Here is a 23,602-nt window from a genome sequence, read left to right as displayed (position 1 = left end):
CCCTGTGCGCGGCGCGCGACCCGCGGGGCGAGGCACGCGGCACGCGGGACGCGGCACCCGGTACGCGGCCCCCGGCCGCGGCACGCGCCGCGTGGGTCCGGTCGGTTCACCCCTCCGGGGCCGGCAGGGTCACCTCGAAGCGGCAGCCGCCCGGGATGTTGCGTACGGTGGCCCGGCCGCGGTGGGCCTCCACGATGCCCCGGACGATGGCGAGGCCGAGGCCCGCGCCGGCCGGCGGGGTACGGGCGTGGGTGCCGCGCCAGCCGGTGTCGAAGACGCGCGGCAGGTCCTCCTCGGGGATGCCGCCGCAGCCGTCGGTCACGGAGACCGTCACGCCCTCGGGCGAGCGCTCGGCGGCGACCGCGACCGTGCCGTCGGCGGGGGTGCGGCGGATCGCGTTGACCAGCAGGTTGCCCAGGACCCGGCTCATCTCCTTGCCGTCCACCTCGACCGGCACGGCCGCCACGGCGTCGCCGACCAGCCGTACGCCGTGCTCCCGCGCGAGCGGGTCCGCGCCCGCGAGGGCGTCGCCGACCAGGTCGTAGAGCGAGATCCGGGCGGGGGCGAGAGCGAGCGCCCCGGCGTGGATGCGGGAGAGCTCGAAGAGGTCGCCGACCATGTCGTTGAGGCGTTCCACCTCGGTGCGGATCTGGCGGAGGTAGCGGTCGGGGTCCGCGGCGACGCCGTCCTCCAAGGCCTCGGACATGGCGCGCAGGCCCGCCAGCGGGGTACGCAGGTCGTGCGAGATCCAGGCGACCAGTTCGCGCCGGGAGGTCTCCAGGGCGCGTTCCCGTTGCCGGGATTCCGTGAGCCGGGCGCTGGTGGCCGCCAGCTCCCGGCTGAGCGCGTCCAGTTCGGCGGTCGCACCGGCCGTGGGGGCGTCGTAGCCGCCGTCGTCGCCGAACGAGCGGGCGGCTGCGGTCAGTTCGCGGCTGCGGGCGACGACCCAGCGGCCCAGCAGCAGCGCGGTGGCCAGCGAGACGACGGCCGCCATCGCCACGACGGTCGTGACGACGGTCAGGTCGTGCGGGGACAGGAACATCGCCCAGGCGACCGCGAGGGTGCCCGCGAGCATCGCGAGGACGGCGACCGCCGCCACCACCGCGAGCGACGCGGTCAGTGAGCGCCGCCGGATCAGCCGCAGTACGCCCGCCCCCACCAGGCCGGTGGCGGCGGCGCCGGCGAACGCGTAGAGGGCGATGAGAAGGGTGTCGGACACGGTCAGACCGCCTCCCGCCCGGCCGGGTCGAAGCGGTAGCCCACGCCCCACACCGTCTGGATCAGCCGGGGCCGGGCCGGGTCGTCCTCGACCTTTCCGCGCAGCCTCCGGACGTGGACGGTGACGGTGGACAGGTCGCCGAAGTCCCAGCCCCACACCCGGTGCATCAGCTCCTCCCGGGCGAACGCCCGCCCCGGGTGCCGCAGGAAGAAGGCGAGCAGGTCGAACTCGCGCAGGGTGAGGGCGAGTTCGGCGCCGTTCTTGGCGGCCCGTCGGGCGACCGGGTCGACGGTCAGACCGGCCGAGTCCAGTGGCCCCTCCACGGCCGCGGGCCGGGTGCGGCGCAGTACCGACTCCACCCGCAGCACCAGCTCACGCGGGCTGAACGGCTTGGTCACGTAGTCGTCGGCGCCGACCTCCAGGCCGAGGATGCGGTCGTCCTCGTCGCCGCGGGCGGTCAGCATGACGACCGGCACGGGCCCCGTACCGCGCAGCCGCCGGCACACCTCCAGGCCGTCCATGCCGGGCAGCATCAGGTCCAGCACCACCAGGTCCGGCCGGTGCGCGGCGGCCCGGGCGAGCGCGGCCGGACCGTCGTCGGCCCGGTCCACGACGTGCCCGGCGCGCTCCAGGTACCCGGCGACGACCTCCGCGACCGTGGGGTCGTCGTCGACGACCAGGATCCGGGCGGGGACGGCGGGGGAACCGCCCGGGGACACGGACCCGGAGGCAGGGGAACCACCCAGGGACACGGACCCGGAGACGGGGGAACCGCCCAGGGACGCGGGCGCGGAGACGGGGGAACCGCCCAGGGACGCGGGCGCGGAGACGGGGGAACCGCCCAGGGACGCGGACCTGGAGACGGGGGAACCGGCCGGAGACGCGGGCGCGGAGGCGGGGGAACCGCCCAGGGACGCGGGCGCGGAGGCGAAGGAACCGGCCGGAGACGCGGGCGCGGAGGCGGGGGAACCGTCCGGAGACGCGGGCGCGGAGGCGGAGGCGGGTGCCCGGCCGGGAGCGGGCTCGTGCGGCTGCTGCATGCGCCCAGCCTCGCACCGCGCCCTCGCGGACGTCGTGCCCGAGGGCGCCCCGGGCCGCGACGTCCGAGTTTCGTAAGGAGCGGACGCCCGTTTCACCCGATTTCGGCTCGTAGGGTGAGAGCCGTGACCACCTCGCCCGCTCCCGACGTCGACGTCGTACTCCCCTGCCTGGACGAGGCCAAGGCCCTCCCCTGGGTCCTGGCCCGCATCCCGGACGGCTGGCGCGCGCTCGTCGTCGACAACGGTTCCACCGACGGCTCGGCGGACCTCGCCCGCGGACTCGGCGCCACGGTCGTGACCGAGCCGCGCCGCGGCTTCGGCGCCGCCTGCCACGCCGGGCTGACCGCCGCCACCGCCGACATCGTCTGCTTCTGCGACTGCGACGCCTCCCTCGACCCGGCCCTGCTGACGCCCTTCGTGCGCGAGATCCGGGCCGGCACCGCCGACCTGGTGCTCGGCCGCCGACGGCCGCAGGGGCGCGGCGCCTGGCCCGCGCACGCCCGGGTCGGCAATCTCGCCCTCGCCCGGATGCTGCGCCACCGCACCGGCCTGCGGCTGCACGACCTCGGCCCGCTGCGCGCCGCCCGCCGCGAGGCGCTGCTCGGCCTCGGCCTCACCGACCGGCGCAGCGGCTACCCGCTCCAGATGGTGGTGCGGGCCGCCGACGCGGGCTGGCGGGTCACCGAGCACGACGTGCCGTACCTGCCCCGCACCGGGGCCTCGAAGGTGACCGGTACCTGGCGCGGCACCTGGCACGCGGTACGGGACATGCGCGGCGTGCTCGCCGAGCCACCGGAGCACGCGAATCCGCGTGACGCGGCCCACGAGGGGAACTCACGGTGAGCATGATGAGCACCCTCCTCGTCATCGCCAAGGAGCCCCGCCCGGGCCGGGTCAAGACCCGCCTCACCCCGCCCTTCACCCCGGACGAGGCGGCCGCGCTCGCCGAGGCGTCCCTCGCCGACACCCTGCGCGCCGTCGCCGCGACACCCGCCCGGCGCCGGGTGCTGGTCCTCGCGGGCGCCCCCGGCCCCTGGCTGCCGCCCGGCATCGACGTCGTACCGCAGTGCGCGGGCGGCCTCGACGAACGGCTCGCGGACGCGTTCGCCGGGTGCGCGGGGCCCGCCCTGCTGATCGGGATGGACACCCCGCAGGTGACGCCGGAGCTGCTCGACGTGGACTTCGCCGGGTGCGACGCGTACTTCGGTCCGGCGGAGGACGGCGGCTTCTGGGCGCTGGGCCTGGCCCGCCCCGACCCGGCCCTGCTGCGGGGCGTGCCGATGTCGACGCCGGCGACGGGGGCCGTGCAGCGGGCTCGGCTCCTCGCGGCGGGGCTGCGGGTACGCGACCTGCCGCGCCTGCGCGACGTCGACACCGCCGCCGACGCGTCGGCAGTCGCCGCACTGGCCCCGCACGGCGGGTTCGCCGCCCGGCTGGCCGCGTGCACGGAGGTCACGGGCCGACGGGCGGGCCGATGAGCAGGGCTACGGGCGGGCCGGCGGGCAGTGCTACGGGCGGGCCGGCGAGCGGCCGGTCGGGCAGCGCCCCCGACCGTCGAGGGCCCACCCCGCGAGGCACCGCTCCCACGCCCTGGGCCGGCTCCGATCCGTACGCCGCCGCGCTGCGGGCCGGTCACGGGCCGCTGTTCCTGCGGCGTACCGACGGGTGGCTGCTGCCCATGGAGGTGGAACGGTGGTGCGCGGGCGCCGACACCGTCGACCTGGAGGTGCTGGACCGGTGCGAGGGCGCCGTCCTGGACGTGGGCTGCGGACCCGGCCGGCTGGTCGCGGAACTCGCCGCCCGGGGCCGGACCGTCCTCGGCATCGACGTCAGCGAGGCCGCCGTGGCCCACACCGTGCGGTCCGGCGGGCAGTCGCTGCGGCGCTCCGTGTTCGAGCCGCTGCCCGGCGAGGGCCGCTGGGACACCGTGCTCCTCATGGACGGCAACGTCGGCATCGGCGGCGACCCCCGCGCCCTGCTCGCCCGCGTCGCCGCCCTGCTCGCCCCCGGCGGCCTGCTGATCGCCGAGACCGCGCGGGTCGACGTCGACGAGCGCGCCCACGTGCAGCTCGTCGACGTCACCGACGGCCACCCGCCCGGCAGCCCCTTCCCCTGGGCGTGGATCGGCACCCGCGCCCTGCTCCACCGCGCGAGGGCCGGAGGCTGGCGGACCGTCGCTCAGTGGACGTCGGGGGAGCGCCCCTTCGTCGCACTGCGCAGCGACCGCAGCGACCGCAGCGCCAGCAGCAGCGCCGAGCCGCCGAACAGCGCGGCCGTGATCAGCAGCCAGCGGGTGAGGTAGCCGTCCGCCGACAGACCGGTCACGCCCCGGTACGACGCGTCGACCCGGCCGCTGATCAGCGGGAACCAGACCAGCAGGAGCAGCCCGGAGAAGGCGGCCGGGACGCGCACGTACATCGCCCACCGACGGCGGTGGACCGCGTCGAGCCCGCCGGTGACCGCCCGGTCCGCCACCGAGTACAGCGGCAGCAGCACCAGGTCGTGCAGCAGCGCCGCCCCCACGAACCACAGGGCCACGCCGAGCCAGTCGCCGGCGAGCAGCCGCACGCCCGCGTAGCCCGCGAGCGCGAAGGAGCAGGCCAGCAGGAGGATCTGGAGGGGGCTGCCGACCACGGGCCGGATCCGGCCGCCCCACCTGCCCCCCGGCCCGCCCGGCCCGCGTACACGGTTCATCCCAGGTCTCCGAACGTCATCCGCGCCACCCACTTGGTGTTCAGGACGCCGGGCGCGGCGGGCACGATGATCCGCGCCGGGTAGCCGTGGTCCGCGCTCAGCGCCTCGCCGTTGACGTACAGGGCGAGCAGAGAGCGCGGGTCGGCGACCTGGTTGGCGCGCAGGGCGCCGCTGCGGAAGGCGCCGCGCCGCTGGAGGGACTCGACGAACACGTCGGGCGGGTCGTCCTCGTGGCCCACGCGCGCGGCGAGGTCGCGCAGCCGCACCCCGCGCCACCACTGGTCGGACGTCGACCAGCCCTCGACGCAGGCGATGGGCAGGGCCTCGCTGTGCTGCTCCATGGCGAGCAGGTCGGCGCGGCTGAGCCGGACGGTCCCTGAGCGCCCCTTGACGACGAGCCGCCAGGTGTCGTCGCGGGTCTCGGCCGGGACGATTCCCACGTGCGCGGCCGTCTTGTTGATCTGGAAGCCGTTGGGTCCGCCGCCCGGTTCGGGACCGCCGTGCGGGGAGAGCACGGCCGTGGCCCGCAGCGGCCCGTCGAAGGCGCGTCCCGCGTTCGTGGCGAACATCAGGAGCGAGCCGCCGCCGACGAACCACAGGGCCCCGCGCCGCGAGACGGTGGGCGCGGCGGGCCGCGGGGACACCAGGTCGTCGCGCTCCTCGCGCATCGCCCGGAGGTTGCGCAGCGCCAGCGGCGCCTTCAGCACGGCGTGGGCGACGAACGCGGCGAAGAAGACCCACGCGCCGTAGAAGTGCAGCGGGTAGAAGGAGCCGGGGAAGAGGTACTCCAACTGGATGTTGAGCACCCCGGTCACGAACTGGAACAGCGCGCCCCCGACCAACAGCAGCAGCGAGATCCGCTCCAGGCCGTGCGCGAGAGAGCGGGCCGGCGGCAGCGTGAACAGCCTCGGCACGACCGACCACAGCTTGGCCAGCAGCACCGGGATCAGGGCGAGGCCGAGGGTGACGTGGACGCCCTGGGTGAGGCGGTACAGCCAGGGCGGGTCCGTCGGCCAGGCGAAGAGGTAGAAGCCGAGGAGCCCCTTGTCCGGGGTCTTGTCGTTGACCGGGGACAGGTCCGGGTTGTAGGCGGCGTACGAGAGCAGGCCGGTCACGAACAGCACGGTGATGCCGACGAGCAGCACGAGGCCGAGCACCGAGGTGAACCACGGGCCGCGCAGGGGGCTGCGCCAGAAGCCCGGGGAGGAGGGGAGCCGTGGGGCGAGGTCACGCATGTCCCGACCGTAGGCAGGGGCAGGCCCCGAAAGCGGCCCGCGACCCATGACGAAACGCTGACGTCCGCCGTGTGCGTCACCGGCCGCGCCGTCCTCCGTCCTACGGTGCCGGTGTGACCCTCCTCCGCTCCGTCCCCCGCGACCTGTACGCCGCCGCGGCAGCCGTGCTGCTCGTCGCGGCCGCCATCCTGGTCGGCCGCAACGTGTACACCTACGACGACCTGATCGTCGGGTGGCCGCCGCTGCTGGGCCGCTGGGACCCGCACCTCGGCCCCGGCACCCCGGCGGCCGTACTGACGGCGGTGGCGGCCGTGGCGTACGGACCGGCCGTCGCAGCCCGGCTGCCGTGGCGCGCGCTGCTCCCCGCCGCCTGGGGCGCGGCGATGGCCTGGACCTGGTCGCTGGCCCTGATCGACGGCTGGGAGCGGGGCATCGCCGGCCGGCTCACCACCAGCCAGGAGTACCTGTCGGTCATCGACCGCTGGCGGGACGTCCCGGCGACCCTGCGCGACTTCAACGGGCACATCCTGCTGCACTCCCCCGACAACTGGCCCGCCCACGTCGCCGGTCACCCGCCGGGGGCCACGCTCACCTACGTGCTGCTCGACCGGATCGGGCTGGGCGGCGGGGGCTGGGCGGGGGTCTGGACCATCACCGTGGGCGCGACGGCGTGCGTGGCGGTGCTGGTGACGGTGCGGGCCCTGGCCGGCGAACGGCTCGCCCGGCGGGCGGCGCCCTTCCTGGTCCTGGCACCGGCCGCGGTGTGGATGGGTACGTCCGCCGACGGCTACTTCGCGGCGGTCGCCGCGTGGGCGGTGGCGCTGCTGGCCCTCACGGTCACCGGACGCTCCCTGTGGTGGGCGGCGGGCTCGGGGCTGTTGTTCGGCCTGACCTGCTATCTCTCGTACGGCCTCACGCTCTTCGCCGTGATCGGGGCGGCGGTACTGCTGCTCGGCCGGCACGGGGTCCGCGAACGCCCGCTGCTGTTCGTGCCGCTGCTGGCGGGCATGGCGGTGGTACCGGTGGCGTTCACCCTGGCCGGCTTCGACTGGTGGGAGGCGTACCACCTCCTCGTCGAGCGCTACTACGAGGGCGCGGCCGGCGTCCGCCCCTACGCCTACTGGGTGTGGGCGAACCTGGCCTGCACGGTGCTCATCACCGGCCTGGCGACGGCGGCGGGCCTGCGCCGGGCCGGGGGCCTGCTGGCCCGGCGGCGCGGCGGGGCCGTGACCGGCGAGGACATCCGGCTGGCGCTTCTCGTCGCCGCCGGGCTGCTCGCCCTGCTGGTCGCCGACCTGTCCGGCATGAGCAAAGCGGAGACGGAACGCATCTGGCTCCCCTTCGCCCTGTGGCTGCTCCCGGCGTGCGCGTTCCTCGGCCGCCCGCGCGCGTGGCTGGCGGCGCAGGCCGTACTGGCCCTGCTCCTCAACCATCTGGTGGCGACCGGCTGGTGAGCGGGGCCGGGCGACCGGCCGACGCTTCTCGTCGCCGCCGGGCGCACGCATGAGGGCCCGCACCTTGCGGTGCGGGCCCTCATGAGCGGTTCGCGCGTTACGCGGGAACGATGTTCTCCGCCTGCGGGCCCTTCTGGCCCTGCGTGACGTCGAAGTTCACCCGCTGGCCCTCCTGGAGCTCACGGAAGCCCTGGGTGGCGATGTTCGAGTAGTGGGCGAAGACGTCGGCGCCGCCGCCGTCCTGCGCGATGAAACCGAAGCCCTTTTCGGCGTTGAACCACTTCACGGTACCGGAAGCCATGTCTTTTACTCCTAGGCAGTGCTGGAGGTCCGCACCGTGCGGACCTTCCCATCGCTGCGATGATCACCTGCCCGGAAAACCGGTAACACAAATGGCAACCACAACTGCAACTGATGTCCAGCCTAGCACGATATGAATCGGCGACTCGGAAAATGAATCACACGGAATGGCGCCCCGATTTATCGCAGAACTGTTTTTCCGGCGTTCGGCGAATATCTGCTTCGCCGGGGGCAGTTTTTCACTCGCGGCGCCGTACTCCGTTCCCGCCGTCACCGGGCCGCCCGGCCTCGCGGCGGAGCTCCTCGTTCATGCGCAGCGCCGCCTCCAGATCGTCCTCCAGGCGGACGATGCGGCAGGCGGCCTCGATGGGCGTTCCCTGGTCGACCAGCTCGCGGGCGCGGGCGGCGCGCCGCAGTTGTCGGCGCGAGTAGCGACGGTGTCCGCCTTCCGAACGCTTCGGGCTGATCAGCCCCGCCTCACCGAGGGCGCGGAGGAAACCGGGCGTGGCACCGATCAGCTCGGCCGCCCTGCCCATGGTGTACGCCGGGTACTGATCGTCGTCGAGCCGGTCGGCGGCCTGCGGCCGACCTTCGGCGTTCAGCCTGCTCTCCGAGGGCATGCATACCTTCCTGCGAACCGCTGGGGACACGGCCCGCCGCAGGGAATCCGGTTCCCCCGCACCTGAACTCTAGTCGCGCCTGCCGGATACCTGTCGCGGCGAACACATATCCGGAGGGTTCCGGTCGCGGTGCCGGGGCAGCCGACGTGTGTCGGCGGTGCGGCCGGGCTCCCGTCCGGCGACGATCGGACCACTGGTGGCGGACGGGAGGGGCGACGTGGCGGACGGTGTGGGGCCCGGTGCGGAGGGCGCGGGACGGCGGTGGGCCGCTGAACCGGACTTCTGGCAGCGGATCGCCGAGCAGCTGGACACCGCCCTGACCGTGATCGACACGGCGGGGCGGATCGTCGCGGTCAACCGGGCCACCGAGCTGCTGCTGGACCGTCCGGCGGCGACGATGCTCGACGCCGACGTCCACGACCTGCTCCACCGGGGTCCGGACGGCGGCAGGATTCCGCGAGACCAGTGCCTGCTGCTCCAGGCGCTGGCCCGGGGGACCGCCGCACGTGGCGAGGGCGATTGCTATCTGCGGGGTGACGGCGGCCTGACCGCGGTGTCCTGGTCCGCGTCCCCGCTGACGGACGACAGGGTCCCGAGAGGCCTCGCCCTGCTGTTCACCGACATCGCCGCCGACCGCGGTGCGCGCCGGGAGCGCGCCGCCTACACCAGCGCCCTGGAGGATCTGACCGAGCGGCTGACGCTGGTCGCGGAGATCACGGACGTACTGGGGCAGACACTGGAGACCGACGAGGCCCTGGCCCGGCTGGGCCGCCTTCTGGTGCCCCGTCTGGCGGACTGGGCGGCGGTGGACCTCCTGGTCGGCTCCGGGCAGGTCCACCGGGTGGCGGTGACCGGCCCCGCGGGCCGGGACGCATCGCGGGAGGACTGGCGCGGTCCGGTGCCGAGGACCGGGAGCGCGGCCCTGTCACCGCTGGCACGGGTGCTGAACGGGGGCGAGCCCGTGCTGCAGGAGCAGAAACCAGAGCCGGAGCAAGAGGAAAAGGCCGAACAGGGGCGGGAGGAGGAATCCGCTCGGCGTGAGTCCCCGCTGACCGCCGTGCACGGCGACTTCCTGCGGACCGTGGGCGCGACCTCCGTCCTCACGGTGCCGCTGGGCGCCCAGCGGCAGGTCACCGGCGCCCTGACCCTGGCGCGCACCAACCCGGCGCATCCCTTCGACACGGCGGACCTGGAGGTGGTGGGCGACATCGGCCGCCGGGTCGGGCTGGTCATCGACAACGCCCGCCGGTTCGGGCGCCAGCGCGCCGTCGCCGAGGCCATGCAGCGCAACCTGCTCGCCCCGCTGCCCCAGCCGGGCCCGTTGCGGCTGGCCGCCCGCTACCAGCCCGCCCCGGCCGGTTCCCAGGTCGGCGGAGACTGGTACGACGCCTTCGAGCTGAAAGACGGCGCCGTGGCGCTGGTCATCGGCGACGTGGTCGGGCACGACCTGACGGCCGCCGCGGGCATGGCCCAGCTGCACGGCATCCTGCGCTCACTGGCATGGGACCGGGCCGAGCCGCCCGGCGCCGTGGTCGACCGCCTCGACGACGCCATGCAGGCCGTCACGACCGTCTCCATGGCCACCCTCGTCCTCGCCCGGGTCGAAGGCCCGCGCACCGGCCCGTGGACCCTGCGGTGGACCAGCGCCGGGCACCCACCGCCCCTCCTGCTGACCCCGGACGGAGGGGCACGGTATCTGGAGGCCGGGCAGGGACTGCTGCTCGGCGCCCGCCTGGGCGCCGGCGGCCGACGGCCGGACGCCACGGTGCCGCTGCCACCGGGATCCACACTGCTGCTCTACACCGACGGCCTGGTCGAGGTACCGGGCAGCGACCTGGACACCGGCCTCGGCCGGCTGCGCCGCAACGCCCTCGCGCTCGTCCACGAGCCACTGGACACCCTGTGCGACGAGGTGCTGGCGCGGATGCCGCCCGGCAGCACCGACGACATCGCCCTCCTCGCCCTGCGCCTGCCGGCGCCGTGACGCGGGGCGGGGGCGGGAGGCGGGCGCGAGACGGCGCGGGGCGGCTCAGGGTGCGAGCAGGAGGACGCCGTACTGGCCGAGCAGGGACGCCTGGAGCGTGTCGCCCTCGGCGTACCGCCAGCCCCAGGAGCGCAGCGCGTGGACGGTCGTGACGTCGGTCCGGTCCACCAGCGTGACGCCGAGGGCGGCGTCGTGCTCGGTGAGCAGTCGCTTCTGCAGGCGCCGGGCGAGGTTCCAGGCGCGGTCCTGGTTCCGCCTGCGCACGCGGGCCGGGACGATGATCCCGGAGACCAGGAAGAGCCGGCCGGACGCGGCGACGGGCAGTACGCTCCTCGGCAGGTAGGCGTCCAGGCCCCGCGCTCCCCCGGTACCACCACCGGGTACGGGATAGCCGTAGGCGCAGCCGGTCAGGACGGTGCTCTCCGCTATCAGCAGCGAGAACCCCGGTCGCCGTACGTCGGCCGCCAGCTGCCGCAGGAAGGCGCCGCGGGCCTGGTTCCACGCCCGCGGGCCGCCACCGGAGGTCTGCGCGTACAGGTCGCCCAGATCCCGGAACCGGTCCTCTATCTGGCGCCGCGTCAACGGCCGGACGCGCTCTCCGGCGAGCGGTGAGGAGCCCCGTTCTGCCCTCGGCCGGTTCGGGCCGACAGGCCGCCCGTCACGTTCTGTGGTCGTCGGCCGTACCGGCACGTTCACGGTCATGAGGCGAGTCCTGCCCCGGGCTCGGGCGGACCGGCCCGGCGTCGTCGATCGCCGGGAGCGGCACCGGTGTCGGGGCCGGTGCGCGGCATGCTCCCGGTTCCTCCACGGTACTCCGGGCTTCGGATGCCCGGCCGCCGTCGGGAAGCCCGGCTTCCGGCGCCCCGCTACGGCCGTGAAGGTACGCCCCGGGTCAGGCGGAGGCCGTCGTCCACCGGCGGAGCAGGGCCAGGCGCTCGTCCCTGGTCGGGGCGGCGTCCTCGGGCTCGTCGCGGCGCCAGGTGAGGAGGTCGTCGACGGGAGTGGCGCCGGTGGTGAGGCGGGTGAGGAGGGTGCGGGAGAGGGCGTGCTCGTCCGGGGTGTGGATGCCGCCGGGGGCGGCGGCCAGGGCGGTTGCCTCGATCGGGCCGTCGGTCTCGGTCTCCACCCGCACCGTGAAGGCCGGCGGGTGTTCGCCGTCGCCGGTGAACAGGACGACCAGCGAGTCGAACGCCACCGAGGCCAGCCGTCGCGCCGTGGAGCGCACGGCCACGTCCTGTACGTCGATGCCGCCGACCGAGTCCCAGGACCAGGAGCGGCCGCCCTGGTCCGACCCCAGGGTCTCGACCCCGTCCTTGGTCAGTCGTACGCCGGGCGCCGTACCGGTGGGTTCGGCGCCCACGTACACGCAGTCCTCGGTGATCCAGAACAGGCCGACCATGGCCATGCGCGCCTCCCACAGCGGTAGTTGGTGTCGCTGTGGGAGACGGTCGTGGTCGTGCGGTAGTTCCCCGGTTTCCGGTGTCATGCCACCGGCGTCAGGCCACCGGTGTCGTCGGGCCCACCAGTTCCGTCAGGACGTCCTCCATCGTCACGAAGCCCAGGACCGCGCCCGTCTCGCCGGTGACGGCGGCCAGGTGGCTGTCCTCGGTGCGCAGGGCGGTGAGGGTGTCGTCGAGCGGGGTGTCGATGCGGACGCGGGTGACGCGGTGCAGGGCCGTGCGCGGGAAGGGGCTTTCGCGGTCGGTCAGGCCCAGGGTGTCCTTGATGTGCAGGTAGCCGAGGACGGTGCCGCCGGGACCGGTGACCGGGAAGCGGGAGTAGCCCGCCTCGGCGGCCATGCGCTCCAGCTCCGCCGGGGTGACCGTGTGGTCGACCGTGCGCATCTTCTGGGCCGGGACCAGGATCTCGCCGACCGGGCGGGTGCCCAGTTCCAGCGCGTCGCGCAGGCGCTCGCCGTCGGCCGGGGTGAGGAGTCCGGCCTCGCTCGCGTCGACGACCATGCGGGCCAGCTGGTCGTCGGTGAAGACGGCCTCGACCTCGTCCTTCGGCTCCACCCGCAGCAGCTTGAGCAGGGTGTTGGCGAAGGCGTTGATGCCGAAGATGACCGGCTTCAGCGCCCGGGTCAGGGCGACCAGCGGCGGGCCGAGGACCAGCGCGGTGGTCGCCGGGGCGGCCAGCGCGATGTTCTTCGGGATCATCTCGCCGATCAGCATGTGCAGATAGGTGGCGAGGGCCAGCGCGATCGCGAAGGCGATCGGGTGGACCAGCGCGTGCGGCATGTGGACCGCCTCGAACACCGGCTCCATCAGGTGCGCGATGGCCGGTTCCGCGACCGCGCCGAGGACGAGGGAGGAGACGGTGATGCCCAGCTGGGCCGTGGCCATCATCGCGGAGATGTGTTCCAGGCCCCACAGGGTCATCCGGGCGCGCTTGTCGCCCGTCTTCGCGCGCGGCTCGATCTGGCTGCGGCGTACCGAGATCATGGCGAACTCGGCGCCGACGAAGAACGCGTTGGTCAGCAGCGTCAGGGCGCCGATGAGGAGCTGTACGGCGGTCATCGGGCCACCTCCGGCGTCCGGTCGGCGGACGGGACCGGCGCGGGTGCGGTGACCCGCAGGCGGTCGGCGCGGTGGTGGTCGACGTCGAGGACGTCCAGCCGCCAGCCGTCCAGGTCGATGACGTCGCCCTTGGCGGGGATGCGTGCCAGGTGGGTGGCGACCAGGCCGGCCAGGGTCTCGTACGGCCCGTCCGGCGCGGTCAGGCCGATGCGCGCGAGCCGGTCCAGGCGGAGCGAGCCGTCGGCCTCCCAGGCCGTGCGGCCGTCCGTCTCGGCGGGGGCGGGCAGCAGGTCCGGTATCTCCACCGGGTCGTGCTCGTCGCGCACCTCGCCGACGACCTCCTCCACGATGTCCTCGACGGTCGCCACGCCCGCCGTACCGCCGTACTCGTCGATGACGACGGCCATGGTGCGGGTCCGGCGCATGCGCTCCAGGAGGCGGTCGGCGGGCAGGCTGTCCGGCACCAGGAGCGGCGCGGTGGCCAGCTCGGTGACGGGGGTGACGGTGCGCCGCTCCGGCTCCAGGGCCAGGACGTCGCGGATGTGCACGGTGCCGATGACCTCGTCCAGGCTGTCCCGGTAGACCGGGAAGCGGGACAGGCCGGTGGCGTGCGAGAGGTTCGCGGCGTCGGCGGCGGTGGCGTGGGCCTCCAGGGCCTTGACGTCCACGCGCGGGGTCATGACGTTCTCCGCGGTCAGTTCGCCCAGGTGCAGGGTGCGTACGAACAGCTCGGCCGAGTCCGCCTCCAGGGCGCCCTCGGCGGCCGAGTGCTGGGCCAGCGCGACCAGTTCCTCGGGGCTGCGGGCGGACGCCAGCTCCTCGGCCGGCTCCAGGCCGAAGCGGCGCACGAAGCGGTTCGCGGTGTCGTTCAGGTGCCGGATGAAGGGGCCGAACGCGGTGGTGAAGCCGCGCTGCGGACCCGCGACGACCTTGGCGACGGCCAGCGGGCGGGAGATCGCCCAGTTCTTGGGGACCAGCTCGCCGACGACCATCAGGACGACGGTGGAGACGACCACGCCGAGCACGGTCGCCACCGTCGAGGCGGCACCGCCCAGGCCGATCGCCCGCAGCGGGCCGCGCAGCAGCACCGCGAGGGACGGTTCGGCCAGCATGCCGATGACCAGCGAGGTCACGGTGATGCCGAGCTGGGCGCCGGAGAGCTGGAGGGTCAGGGACCGTACGGCCTTCAGGGCGCCGTCGGCGCCGCGCTCGCCGGACTCGGCGGCACGCTCCAGGTCACCGCGCTCGACGGTGGTGAGGGAGAACTCGGCCGCCACGAAGAGGGCGCAGGCCAGGGTGAGGAGGAGGGCCAGCAGGAGCAGCAGGACCTCGGTCACCGTGCCACCCCGCTTCCCTCACGCACATACGGCGCACGCGCACACAGGAGGTACTGCGGGCCGGCCATGGCACGGCCGGTACTGGGAGGCTCCATTACGGAACGGGACTCCTTAACGGGGTCGGCGGGCGCCGGTACCAGCCGGCTGCCCGAGGATTTCCCTCTCATGGTAAAGGACGAGCAAAAGCATGGGGAGTCCTCAAATGTCCTCGGACCCCTATGCTTCTACTCGCCTGTAGAGAACGGCCGGACGGTTCCGGTTGTTCCCCGGACGAACGTGGATACGAACGTGAAGGAGTGAACGCCTCGATGGTGTTCAAGCGGCTGCTCGGTTCCCTCGGCGTGGGCGGTCCCACGGTGGACACGGTCCTCGACCCGGGCGCCGCCCGGCCGGGGGACGCGCTGCCGGGCCACGTCCACCTCGTCGGCGGCACCGCCGACCACGATGTCGAGCACGTCGCGCTGGAACTGGTGGCCCGCGTCGAGACCGAGCACGGCGGCCACGGGGAGGGCGAGGGCGTCGTCGTCTTCGGCCGGCACACCGTCGGCGCGGATTTCCGGCTCGCGGCGGGCGAGCGGCGCAGCGTGCCGTTCACGGTGCCGCTGCCCTGGGAGACGCCGGCCACCGAGCTCTACGGGCGGCCACTGGGCATCGTGCTCGGCGTGCGCACCGAGCTGGCGGTCGCCGGCGCCAGGGACAAGGGCGACCTGGACCCGCTGACCGTGGCGCCCCTGCCCGCCCAGGAGGCCGTCCTGGAGGCCTTCGGACAGCTCGGCTTCGGCTTCCGCTCCGCCGACCTGGAGTACGGCCGCATCGGCGGCACCGGGCAGCAGCTGCCCTTCTACCAGGAGATCGAGCTCATCCCGCCCCCGCGGTACGCCCACCAGGTCAACGAGATCGAGCTGACCTTCCTGGCCGTGCCCGGCGCCCTGGAGGTGGTCCTGGAGGCGGACAAGCGCGGCGGCCCGTTCTCCGACGGCCACGACGCCCTCAGCCGCTTCACCGTCTCCCACGAGGGGCCGGCCGGGCCGCAGGACTGGAACGCCCTCGTCGACGGCTGGGTCCGGGAGCTGGTCGAGCACCGGGCGTCGTACGGCTCCCACGCGGTGTACGGGCACGAGTCCGGGGCCCTGTCCGGGGGGTCCGGGGGGTCCGGGTCAGGGTCCGGCACCGCCGTCGCGGCGGGCGCGACCGGGCTCGCGGTGGGGGTCGCCGGCGGGATGGTGGCGGCCGAGGTCGTCGACGAGGTGGGGGACTTCTTCGAGGGCGAGGACGAGGGCGAGGGCGGCTTCGGCGGCGGCTTCGGGGACGACGGAGGAGACGGCTGATAATTTCTACAAAGGTGTAGAAGGATCTGCCGCCGCACGAGTTCGGCCTCCGACGTTCGCCGGTTTTGCCGTAGATTCCGTGCGGGCCCGTGCCGCGGGCCCGCACCGTACGTCCACAGGGGAGCGCCGTGTTCGGACTGAGCGAGCTCGCGATCATTCTCATCGTCGTCATTGCCGTCCTCGCCGCCAGGAAGCTCCCGGAGCTGACCCGCTCGGCGGGCAAGTCGGCCCGCATCCTCAAGGCCGAGGCCCGCGCGGCGAAGGCCGAGGAGGGGACGCCCGCCGAGGACCGGGAGGCGCCGCGTGTCATCCGGGGTGAGGCGGTCCGCCGCGAGGGCACCGGGGACGGCGGGCCGGCGACGCCCGCTTCCCAGGGCTGAGCGACCTCACCTCACGCGTCGGCCTCGCGATCGCCACCGCGTGTGCGGTGCGGGCCCATCTCCCGCAGGACGTCGCCGAGTTCGGCGGCGGTGAGCGCGGGGGCGGGCAGGGGCGGCGGGACCGGCGCGGTGCGCAGGCCGCCGAGGAGCAGGGCGAGGGGACGGCGCCAGGCGTCCGGCGCGGTAGCGGCGGTCAGGGCCGGGACGGCACGGCCCAGTGCCGCGAGCGCGAACAGGACGTCCTCGGTGGTGACGTCGGCGCGGACGGTGCCCTCGTCTCGGCAGCGGGACAGCAGCGAGTCCACGGTCCTGCGGTTGTGCTCGTGCACGGCCTCCAGGCTGTCGACGCCCCGCAGGTGCGTGGTCATGAGGTCGTTGGTGCCGCGGTCGGCGGCCAGGGTGTCGAAGACCGCGTCGAGATAGGCGGTGAGGCCCGCCCAGGCGTCCGTGGCGTTCCTGGCCCGCTCGCCGGCGTCCATCGTGCCCGTCAGCGAGTCGCGGAAGACGGCGTCCACGAGCGCGGCACGGGTGGGGAAGTGGCGGTAGAGCGTCGCGTTGCCGACGCCCGCCCGGCGCGCGATCACGTCCAGCGGCGCGTCCAGGCCCTCCTCGGTGAACACCTCGTGGGCCGCCTCCAGCAGAAGCTCCCGGTTGCGCCGCGCGTCGCGTCGCTGCCGGGGCGCTCCGTCGCGTGCGCCGACGCTCATCCCTCACCCTCCGGGTCGTACGAAACGGGGAGTGCTCCCCGAGCCAGCGGTGCCGATGCTATCGTCGAGGCCATCAGTGGGGAGCGCTCCCCGTTTTTACGTTCACCGTTCGGCCACGGCCTCCACCACCGCCTCGGCGCCCCGTCGGCCGCATCCCGAACGGCTCAGGACGGGTCCTCCGGTACGGCCGACAGCAGGCTGTGCACGACCGGTCCCGCCGAGCCGCCGCCCGTGACGCCCTCCTCGACCACGACGGCGACGGCCACGTTGCCGCGGTGGGCGACGAGCCAGCCGTTGTTGTCCTGGTCGTCGGAGACCTCGGCGGTACCGGTCTTCGCGCCGATCTCGCCGGGCAGGTCGGCCAGGGCGTGCGCGGTACCGTCGGTGACGGTGGCCCGCATCAGTTCGCGCAGCTGGGTGACGACCTCGTCGGGGAGCGGCTCGGTGCGGGTCTCGTCCGGGTTCCCGGCGGTCCCGGCGGTGACGGCGGTGACGGACGGCTGGTGGAACTCGCCGGAGACCGCGGTGGCCGTCACCGACGCCATGATCAGGGGGTTGGCCTGGACGCGGCCCTGCCCGATCATCGACGCGGCCTTCTCCGTCTCGTCCTTGGGTACCGGCACGGAGCCGTCGTACGTCGGAATGCCGATGTGCCACTCCTGGCCGACCCCGAAGTAGGTGCGGGCGACCTTGCCCAGCTCCCCGTCGTCGAGCTTGTCGCGCAGGCTGATGAACGCGGTGTTGCACGACTCGGTGAAGTCCTTGCGGAAGGTGGCGCCGGGGTACTCGGACGTCTCGACGTTGTGGAACTCCTTGCCGACGGTCAGGTACTTGGGGCAGTCCACGACGTCGTCGGGCTCGACCGCGCCCTTGAGCAGCAGCGCGCTGCTGGTGACGATCTTCCAGGTGGAGCCGGGCGCGTAGGTGCCGGAGGCGGCGCGGTTGAAGCCGGTGGCGGGGGAGTTGGCGAGGGCGAGGACCTCGCCGTTGTCGATGCGCAGGGCGACGAGGGCGGCGTTCTTGCCGTCGGCCTCGGTGAGGGCCTGCTCGGCGGCGCCCTGCCAGGTGGCGTCCAGGGTGGTGCGGACGGGCTTGCCGTCCCTCGCCGGGTCGGGCCGCTTCCCGAAGGTCGCCTCGGTGCGCACGGTCTCACCGGTGGCCCGGTCGATCAGCTCGACCGCGCCGCGCGGTCCGCCACCGGAGCCGCCGGCGAGCCGGCCGAGGAGCGGGGTCAGGGACGGGTACTCGCCGCCCGAGAGCGAGGTCCCGTCGCGGTCGGTGACGTTCGGCGGGGTCGTCTCCTCGCGCTCCAGCCGGAACTTCTCCGTGTCGCTCAGCCGCGGGTGCACCAGGGACAGCCGCCAGTCCACCTTCCAGCCGCCGTCCTCCTGTTCGCGCAGCGGCAGTCGCGACTCGTACGACCAGGTGCCCAGGCCCGTGACCGGCATCTTCGCGGTGAAGGGGACGCCGAGGGTGCCGTCCTCGGCCTCCTTGGCCTCCCCCGCCGCCGTCAGCCGCGGCTTGTCGATGTCGAGGCCCGCGGTGAAGCTCTGCAGCACCTCCTGCGCCGTGCCGGGTCTGGTGGTGCGGCCGGCCGCGCTCGGCAGGCGTCCGGCGGCCCAGTCGGCGAGGAACGCGCGCGCCTGCTTCATCGCGGCGGGGTCGGGACCGTCGTCGCCGCGTGCGAAGGGACCGAACCCGGCGGCGTAGGAGCCGCCCGCGGCGATGGCGAGCACGACCCCCACCGCGGCGACGGCCCGCACGCCGTTGCGCGGGCGGCGGCGGGGCGGAGGGGTGAAGTAAGGGGAGTCCGGCATCGGGGTTCCTGTCCGTGGGTCGGGTCGGGCGGCCGCCTCGTCGGTCAGGCGGCGGCGAAGAAGTCGAGGATCGTGTCGGTGGCGTTCAGGGCCTTGCTGGTGGGGCCGAACCCCTTGGGCGGGGGGATCGACGAACCCGGCCAGGTGTGACCGGCGTCGTCGACGACCAGGAGCTGGACCGTGGCCTCCCGGCCGTCGTCGGGGGCGTCGGAGGCATCGGGGGTGCCGGAGGCGTCGGGGGCGTCGGGGGCGTCCGGGTCCTCCTTCAGGCGCCAGACGGTCCGGTCGTAGCCCTTCCTGTCCTCCGTGACCGGCTCGCCCGCGCCGCCCGCCGACGCGAACGCCTCCGCGCTGTCCCGGGCGGACAGGCTCGGCAGGATCGGCTCCTCGGGGTCCGGCGGCGGCGAGGGCCAGCCCGCGAGGGGGCGTACGGGGTCGTCGGCGCCGTAGACGACCATGACGGGGACGGGCCCCGTGGGCTCGACCGCGGCGGCGCCCGCGGGCAGTTGCCCGGAGACCGAGGCCGCTCCCGCCAGCAGACCGGGACGCTCGGCGGCCATGCGCAGCGCCATCGAGCCGCCGTTGGAGAACCCGGCGACGTAGACCCGCTCGGGGTCGGCCCGCTCGGTGCGCACCAGGTGCTTGATCAGTGCCTCGGTGAACCGCACGTCGAGGTCGGGATCCGGGCGCCGCTCGGTCGCCTGCTCGCCCGCGCCCCAGCCCTTGTCGAGTCCCTCGGGGTAGGCGACCAGCATGCCGCGCGCCCCGGCGGCCTTCTCCAGCCGGCTCTTCTCGCGCATCTCGGCGGCGTCGGCGCCGCGGCCGTGGAAGGCGATGACGAGGGGCCTTCGGCCGTCGTCGGCGGCGACGGGCCGGTGCAGGAGATACCGGCGGGTGTGGCCGTCGGCCCGCAGCTGTCCGCGGACCTCCTCCGGCGCCGCGGATGCCGTGGCCCCGGGACGGGACGTGCTGCTCGCCGACGGCGCCGAGTCCGGGCTTCCGGAATCCCGACCACCGGACTCGGTGGCGCAGCCGGCCAGGGGGAGAGTGAGGGCGAGGGCGAGCGCGGCGGGCCACCGGCGCGGGCCGAGCGAGAGGTCACGGAAGGAGCGCATGTCCCGAGGACAGCAACCCCACCGGCCCTCTGTCCAAGATTGATATAGATGTCGGATCGATCAATCCCCGATATGATTACTGGTTGTGGACCTGGTGCGGCACCTGGAGTGCTTTGTGGCTGTTGCAGAAGAGTCACACTTCGGGCGCGCCGCGGCCCGCCTCGGCATGGCCCAGCCGCCCCTGTCGCAGCGCATCCAGCGGCTGGAGAGGGAACTGGGCGTCCGGCTCTTCGAGCGCACCAGCCGCCAGGTGGCGATCACCGAGGCGGGCACGCTGCTGCTCGCCGAGGCCCGTGAGCTGCTCGCCCGCTCCGAGTCCTTCCGGGCCGCCGCGCGCCGGATCCGGGACGGCGAGACCGGCCTGCTGCGCGCCGCCCTGTCCCCCGACATCTCCGGCGAGACCGTCGCCGCGCTCCTGGCGGACTTCCGGCGCCGGCACGCCGGCCTGGAGCTGGAGCTGCACGAGCTGTCCACCGCCCAGCAGCTCGCCTCCTTCGCCGCCCACGAACTGGACGTCGGCCTCATCCACCACCCGTGCGACGTCACCGGCCTGGAGCTGGGCCCGGTCCTGCGCCGCGACCTCGGCGTGCTGCTGCCGCGCGGTGCCGCCCAGGCGGAGCTGGACGAGGTGCCGCTCGCCTCCCTCACCGGCTACGACCTGGTCCTCTTCCCGCGCGCCGGCGCGCCCGCGGTCTACGACGACCTGCTCACCGCCTGCGCGCGGGGCGGCTACACGCCCGCCGCCGTACGGCACGGCCAGGGCGCCAGCTTCGTACGCGGCCTGGTGCTGTCGTCCGGCGCCGTCGCCCTGGGCCCCCGCGACACCCAGCTCGCCTCCCCCGCCGACGGGGACCTGGTGTGGCGCCCCCTGGCCGGGGCGCCGCTGGCCTGGCGGCACTCCGTGGCCTGGCCCAAGGGGCGCGGCGACGCCGCCGTCGGCGCCTTCGCGGACGCGGCCACGCACGCCCTGCGCACCACCGCGGGCGCCCGTTCCGAGGCACCCGCCCGGCCGCTGCACCTTCGCCCGGCATCGGAGTTCTGGCTGTGACCGACATCGTTACCGGACGCCTCCAGGCCGCCTTCGCCGACGCCGGGGTCACCGGGTGGCTGCACGCCGTCGACATCGACTCCGGTGCGCAGGTCGGGACCGGGGCGGACCAGCCGGTGTGCACGGCCAGTGTCCACAAGGTGTGTGTGCTGGTGACGCTGCACGAGCTGGCGGCGGCCGGGGCGCTGGACCTCACCGAGCAGGTCGAGTGCCCGCCTGCCGGACGCACCCCGGGGCCCACGGGGCTGGCGGCCATGCTGGACCCGGTCCGGCTGTCGCTGCGCGACGCGGCGTTCCTGATGATGTCCGTCAGCGACAACACCGCCGCCGACCTGCTGCTGCGCCGGGTCGGTCTGGACGCCGTCAACCGCACCACGGACCGGCTCGGCCTCACCCGCACGCGGGCGGTGTACGGCTTCGGCGAGATGCTCGGCACCATGCGCGAGGACGCCGGTCCCGCCGGTACCCGGGCGCTGACCGACCCGCACGTCATCACCCGGCTCCGCGCCCTGGACCCGGCCCGCACCAACCGCAGCACCCCCCGCGACATGACCCGCCTGCTCACCGCCCTCTGGCGGGACGAGGCCTGCCCGCCCGAGTACGGCGCCGCCGCGCGCCGCGTCATGGGCCTCCAGGTCTGGCCGCACCGCCTGGCCTCGGGATTCCCCTTCGACGACGTCCACGTGGCCGGCAAGACCGGCAGCCTGCCGACCCTGCGCAACGAGATCGGCGTCGTCGAATACCCCGACGGCGGCCGCTACGCCGTGGCCGTCTTCACCCGCACCGCCCACACCGCGGCCGTACTCCCTGCGGCGGACGCGGTGATCGGCACGGCGGCCCGGATCGCGGTGGACGCGCTGCGGGCACCGTGAGGCGGCGGGCGGCGTGACCCCTCCCGGCAGCGACGACAAGGGGCGGGGGCGTCAGCCGTCGTTGTCCCGCCAGCGACCGCCGCTCGGCGCCGAGTCGAAGCGGGTCGCCGCCGAGGCGTTGCCGCCGAAGTCGTTGCCGGACACCCGGCCGCCGGTCCAGGTGGCCTCGTGCGCGATCCACAGGGCGTGCGTCTGAGTGCGCGGGTGCCCGTCGTCCCGGACGCGGTTGCCGTGCACGTACGGGTGGGTGATGGCCGCGGCGGCGGTGAGGCCGGTGCGCGGGGCCGGGCAGTCCGGGAGGCGGTAGGCGGCGCCGGGCCCGGGGGTGCCGTCCGGCCAGGCCGTCTGGGCGCCGGGACGTACGGGGGCGAGGGTGAGTTCGGTGGCGGTGTTGTCGGTGATCACGGCGGTGACCACGCCGGTGACCTCGGCGTCGGCGGTGACCTCGGCGGTGACCTCGGCATCGGCGGTGACCTCGGCGGTCGGCCCGGCGGTGGAACCGGCGTCGGCCTCGGCGGTCGGCCCGGCGGTGGAACCGGCATCGGCCTCGGCGGTCGACCCGGCGGTGGAACCGGCATCGACCTCGGCGGTCGACCCGGCGGTGGAACCGGCATCGCCCTCGGCGGTCGACCCGGCGGTGGGACCGGCAGTGCCCCCGGCGTCGGCCTCGGCGTCCGGGGCGGCGACCGTCAGCCGCTTGCCCCGGTGGCCGCCCGGCAGCCAGTCGGCGTTCTCGTCGGTCAGGGACAGCGGCCCGCAGTGGACTCCCTCGCCGCCCCCGCGGGTCAGGGGCGCGGCGCGGCGGCCGTTGTTCCGGACCCGGTTGCCGAAGATCGCCGGCTCGTGCAGCGGGGCGTCGACGCGGATGCCGTCCAGGGCGTTGTCGTGGATGTCGTTGGACTCCAGGACGATGTCCGTGGCGGGCTCCTGGTCGCCGCCGGCCAGGTTGTGCTGCCAGTAGCCGTACCGCCCGTTGTCGCTGACGCGGTTACCGCGGAAGGCGTACGGGCCCGGGGTGTTGCCGAGCGCGATCCCGTCGCCCACGTTGCCGTCGATCACGCACCCGGTGACGATGCCGCCGCGCCCGCCGACGCTGGTGGTGCCCTGCGCCGACACGTCGAACCCGGCGACGTGGTTGCCGAGCATCGTGCAGCCGGTGACCAGCAGACCGTCGGCGCCCCAGTCGGAGATGCCGTAGCGGTTGCCCTCGGTGTGGCAGGCGGTGATGCGGATGCCGCGGGGCGGGACCCAGTGGTCCTGCTGGAGTTCGAGGAAGATGCCGTTGGTGCCGTTCCCGGTGGCCGTGCAGTCGGTCACCGCCAGCCGTTCGACCGGCCCCCAACCGCCTACCCCGATCCCGATGCCCGCGCCGCCCATGTCCTCGCCGGGGTCCTGCCGTCCGCACCGCTCGGCCAGCACGCCCTCGACGACGGTGTCCTGGAGGAAGTCGCACCCGAAGCCGGTGGCGGCGGTGTCGTGGATGTACAGGTCGGTGAAGCGCCCGCGCAGTACGTACTGCAGGCCGAGGCCCTTGGCCAGCACCTCGTACTCCTCGGTCTGCACCCCGGAGCCGTCGATCTCGAAGTGGGCGAAGGTGACGTCGGCGATGTGGTTGTCCCGCCCGGCACCGTGCTGGGCGGTGGTGAACCAGGCCAGCGGGACCGGCTGCGTGGGGGCGCCCGGGTTGGTGAGCGCGAAGCACGTCGCACCGCGTCCGGCGCCGATCAGCGAGACGCCGCTGCGCCAGAGCACGGGCCGGTCCCGGATCACGTACCGCCCGGCGGGCACGCGCACGGTGCGCGGCCGTCCGTCGGCGGCGGTGGCGTCGCCCAGCGCGTCCACCAGCTTCTGCAGCGCCGGCCGGTCGTCGGCGGTGCCGTCCCCGGCCAGACCGTACTCGTGGGCGTCGGCCGTCAAAGGCGCGGTCATGGGG

The 23,602-nt window shown here is 74.6% G+C and carries 22 protein-coding genes; 9 read left to right on the top strand and 13 right to left on the bottom strand.

Annotation, left to right across the window (positions count from 1 at the left end; all coding sequences use genetic code 11):
* Positions 1 to 106 precede the first annotated feature (106 nt).
* Positions 107 to 1,219 (bottom strand): sensor histidine kinase, encoded by a 1,113-nt coding sequence (locus ACFCZF_RS36045; RefSeq protein WP_376675226.1) that lies wholly within the window; start codon positions 1,217 to 1,219, stop codon positions 107 to 109.
* Positions 1,220 to 1,221: 2 nt separating this feature from the next.
* A complete protein-coding gene (locus ACFCZF_RS36040; RefSeq protein WP_376675229.1) occupies positions 1,222 to 1,965 on the bottom strand; it encodes a response regulator in 744 nt (247 codons plus the stop codon).
* A gap of 408 nt (positions 1,966 to 2,373) precedes the next feature.
* Here ACFCZF_RS36040 and ACFCZF_RS36035 point away from each other — a divergent pair, with 408 nt between their 5' ends.
* The 3 genes from ACFCZF_RS36035 to ACFCZF_RS36025 are packed head-to-tail and all read left to right on the top strand — an operon-like array spanning position 2,374 to position 4,561.
* Complete coding sequence (locus tag ACFCZF_RS36035; protein ID WP_376675225.1) at positions 2,374 to 3,102, top strand: glycosyltransferase family 2 protein; 729 nt, start codon at positions 2,374 to 2,376, stop codon at positions 3,100 to 3,102.
* 5 nt (positions 3,103 to 3,107) lie between these two features.
* Positions 3,108 to 3,737 carry a DUF2064 domain-containing protein gene (locus tag ACFCZF_RS36030; RefSeq protein WP_376675228.1) on the top strand — a complete coding sequence of 210 codons (630 nt, stop codon included), beginning with the start codon at positions 3,108 to 3,110 and terminating at the stop codon, positions 3,735 to 3,737.
* Positions 3,734 to 4,561, top strand: coding sequence for a class I SAM-dependent methyltransferase (locus tag ACFCZF_RS36025; RefSeq protein WP_376675224.1), 828 nt, complete (start codon positions 3,734 to 3,736; stop codon positions 4,559 to 4,561). The genes ACFCZF_RS36030 and ACFCZF_RS36025 overlap by 4 nt, the downstream gene beginning before the upstream one ends.
* 388 nt (positions 4,562 to 4,949) lie before the next feature.
* Here ACFCZF_RS36025 and ACFCZF_RS36020 read toward each other — a convergent pair whose 3' ends face one another.
* Positions 4,950 to 6,188, bottom strand: coding sequence for a molybdopterin-dependent oxidoreductase (locus ACFCZF_RS36020; protein ID WP_376675223.1), 1,239 nt, complete (start codon positions 6,186 to 6,188; stop codon positions 4,950 to 4,952).
* 113 nt (positions 6,189 to 6,301) lie between these two features.
* On the opposite strand from ACFCZF_RS36020, the gene ACFCZF_RS36015 reads away from it, so the two are divergent.
* A complete protein-coding gene (locus tag ACFCZF_RS36015; RefSeq protein ID WP_376675222.1) occupies positions 6,302 to 7,642 on the top strand; it encodes a hypothetical protein in 1,341 nt (446 codons plus the stop codon).
* 97 nt (positions 7,643 to 7,739) lie between these two features.
* Here the strand turns inward: ACFCZF_RS36015 and ACFCZF_RS36010 are convergent, their stop codons facing one another.
* Both ACFCZF_RS36010 and ACFCZF_RS36005 read right to left on the bottom strand, forming a co-directional pair.
* Positions 7,740 to 7,943: a cold-shock protein gene (locus ACFCZF_RS36010; RefSeq protein ID WP_003975194.1), complete on the bottom strand. Its 204-nt coding sequence runs from the start codon at positions 7,941 to 7,943 to the stop codon at positions 7,740 to 7,742.
* A 238-nt stretch (positions 7,944 to 8,181) separates the two neighbouring features.
* The gene (locus tag ACFCZF_RS36005) at positions 8,182 to 8,562 is read right to left on the bottom strand and encodes a MerR family transcriptional regulator (RefSeq protein WP_376675221.1); all 381 of its coding nucleotides are present in this window, start codon (positions 8,560 to 8,562) and stop codon (positions 8,182 to 8,184) included.
* A gap of 217 nt (positions 8,563 to 8,779) precedes the next feature.
* Between ACFCZF_RS36005 and ACFCZF_RS36000 the strand changes: the two genes are divergently transcribed.
* Positions 8,780 to 10,546, top strand: coding sequence for a SpoIIE family protein phosphatase (locus tag ACFCZF_RS36000; protein WP_376675220.1), 1,767 nt, complete (start codon positions 8,780 to 8,782; stop codon positions 10,544 to 10,546).
* Between the two features lie 45 nt (positions 10,547 to 10,591).
* On the opposite strand, the gene ACFCZF_RS35995 is transcribed toward ACFCZF_RS36000, so the two are convergent.
* From ACFCZF_RS35995 to ACFCZF_RS35980, 4 genes are all read right to left on the bottom strand, one after another.
* Complete coding sequence (locus ACFCZF_RS35995) at positions 10,592 to 11,248, bottom strand: hypothetical protein (RefSeq protein ID WP_376675219.1); 657 nt, start codon at positions 11,246 to 11,248, stop codon at positions 10,592 to 10,594.
* A 190-nt stretch (positions 11,249 to 11,438) separates the two neighbouring features.
* On the bottom strand, positions 11,439 to 12,032 hold the full coding sequence (locus ACFCZF_RS35990) for a hypothetical protein (protein WP_376675218.1): 594 nt from the start codon (positions 12,030 to 12,032) through the stop codon (positions 11,439 to 11,441).
* 10 nt (positions 12,033 to 12,042) lie between these two features.
* Entirely contained in the window at positions 12,043 to 13,065 is a 1,023-nt protein-coding gene (locus tag ACFCZF_RS35985; RefSeq protein WP_376675217.1) for a hemolysin family protein, read from the bottom strand.
* Complete coding sequence (locus tag ACFCZF_RS35980) at positions 13,062 to 14,402, bottom strand: hemolysin family protein (RefSeq protein WP_376675216.1); 1,341 nt, start codon at positions 14,400 to 14,402, stop codon at positions 13,062 to 13,064. The genes ACFCZF_RS35985 and ACFCZF_RS35980 overlap by 4 nt, the downstream gene beginning before the upstream one ends.
* A gap of 308 nt (positions 14,403 to 14,710) precedes the next feature.
* On the opposite strand from ACFCZF_RS35980, the gene ACFCZF_RS35975 reads away from it, so the two are divergent.
* A complete protein-coding gene (locus ACFCZF_RS35975) occupies positions 14,711 to 15,730 on the top strand; it encodes a sporulation protein (protein WP_376675215.1) in 1,020 nt (339 codons plus the stop codon).
* Positions 15,731 to 15,858: 128 nt separating this feature from the next.
* The gene (locus ACFCZF_RS35970; RefSeq protein ID WP_375921588.1) at positions 15,859 to 16,110 is read left to right on the top strand and encodes a twin-arginine translocase TatA/TatE family subunit; all 252 of its coding nucleotides are present in this window, start codon (positions 15,859 to 15,861) and stop codon (positions 16,108 to 16,110) included.
* An 11-nt stretch (positions 16,111 to 16,121) separates the two neighbouring features.
* On the opposite strand, the gene ACFCZF_RS35965 is transcribed toward ACFCZF_RS35970, so the two are convergent.
* The 3 genes from ACFCZF_RS35965 to ACFCZF_RS35955 form a co-directional block, all read right to left on the bottom strand.
* Positions 16,122 to 16,817 carry a TetR/AcrR family transcriptional regulator gene (locus ACFCZF_RS35965; RefSeq protein WP_376675214.1) on the bottom strand — a complete coding sequence of 232 codons (696 nt, stop codon included), beginning with the start codon at positions 16,815 to 16,817 and terminating at the stop codon, positions 16,122 to 16,124.
* A 164-nt stretch (positions 16,818 to 16,981) separates the two neighbouring features.
* On the bottom strand, positions 16,982 to 18,634 hold the full coding sequence (locus tag ACFCZF_RS35960) for a penicillin-binding transpeptidase domain-containing protein (protein ID WP_376675213.1): 1,653 nt from the start codon (positions 18,632 to 18,634) through the stop codon (positions 16,982 to 16,984).
* Between the two features lie 44 nt (positions 18,635 to 18,678).
* The gene (locus ACFCZF_RS35955) at positions 18,679 to 19,749 is read right to left on the bottom strand and encodes an alpha/beta hydrolase family esterase (protein ID WP_376675212.1); all 1,071 of its coding nucleotides are present in this window, start codon (positions 19,747 to 19,749) and stop codon (positions 18,679 to 18,681) included.
* A 115-nt stretch (positions 19,750 to 19,864) separates the two neighbouring features.
* On the opposite strand from ACFCZF_RS35955, the gene ACFCZF_RS35950 reads away from it, so the two are divergent.
* Together ACFCZF_RS35950 and ACFCZF_RS35945 are read left to right on the top strand one after the other, a co-directional pair.
* Positions 19,865 to 20,797, top strand: coding sequence for a LysR family transcriptional regulator (locus ACFCZF_RS35950; protein ID WP_376675211.1), 933 nt, complete (start codon positions 19,865 to 19,867; stop codon positions 20,795 to 20,797).
* A complete protein-coding gene (locus ACFCZF_RS35945; RefSeq protein ID WP_376675210.1) occupies positions 20,794 to 21,669 on the top strand; it encodes a serine hydrolase in 876 nt (291 codons plus the stop codon). Before ACFCZF_RS35950 ends, ACFCZF_RS35945 begins: the two co-directional genes overlap by 4 nt.
* Positions 21,670 to 21,720: 51 nt before the next feature.
* On the opposite strand, the gene ACFCZF_RS35940 is transcribed toward ACFCZF_RS35945, so the two are convergent.
* Positions 21,721 to 23,598 (bottom strand): right-handed parallel beta-helix repeat-containing protein, encoded by a 1,878-nt coding sequence (locus ACFCZF_RS35940; RefSeq protein ID WP_376675209.1) that lies wholly within the window; start codon positions 23,596 to 23,598, stop codon positions 21,721 to 21,723.
* Between the last annotated feature and the right edge of the window lie 4 nt (positions 23,599 to 23,602).

Source organism: Streptomyces sp. NPDC056296, from assembly GCF_042268605.1.
Classification (GTDB): Bacteria; Actinomycetota; Actinomycetes; order Streptomycetales; family Streptomycetaceae; genus Streptomyces.
Note: the sequence above shows the minus strand (reverse complement) of the source record. Positions and strands in the feature narration are given on the sequence as shown.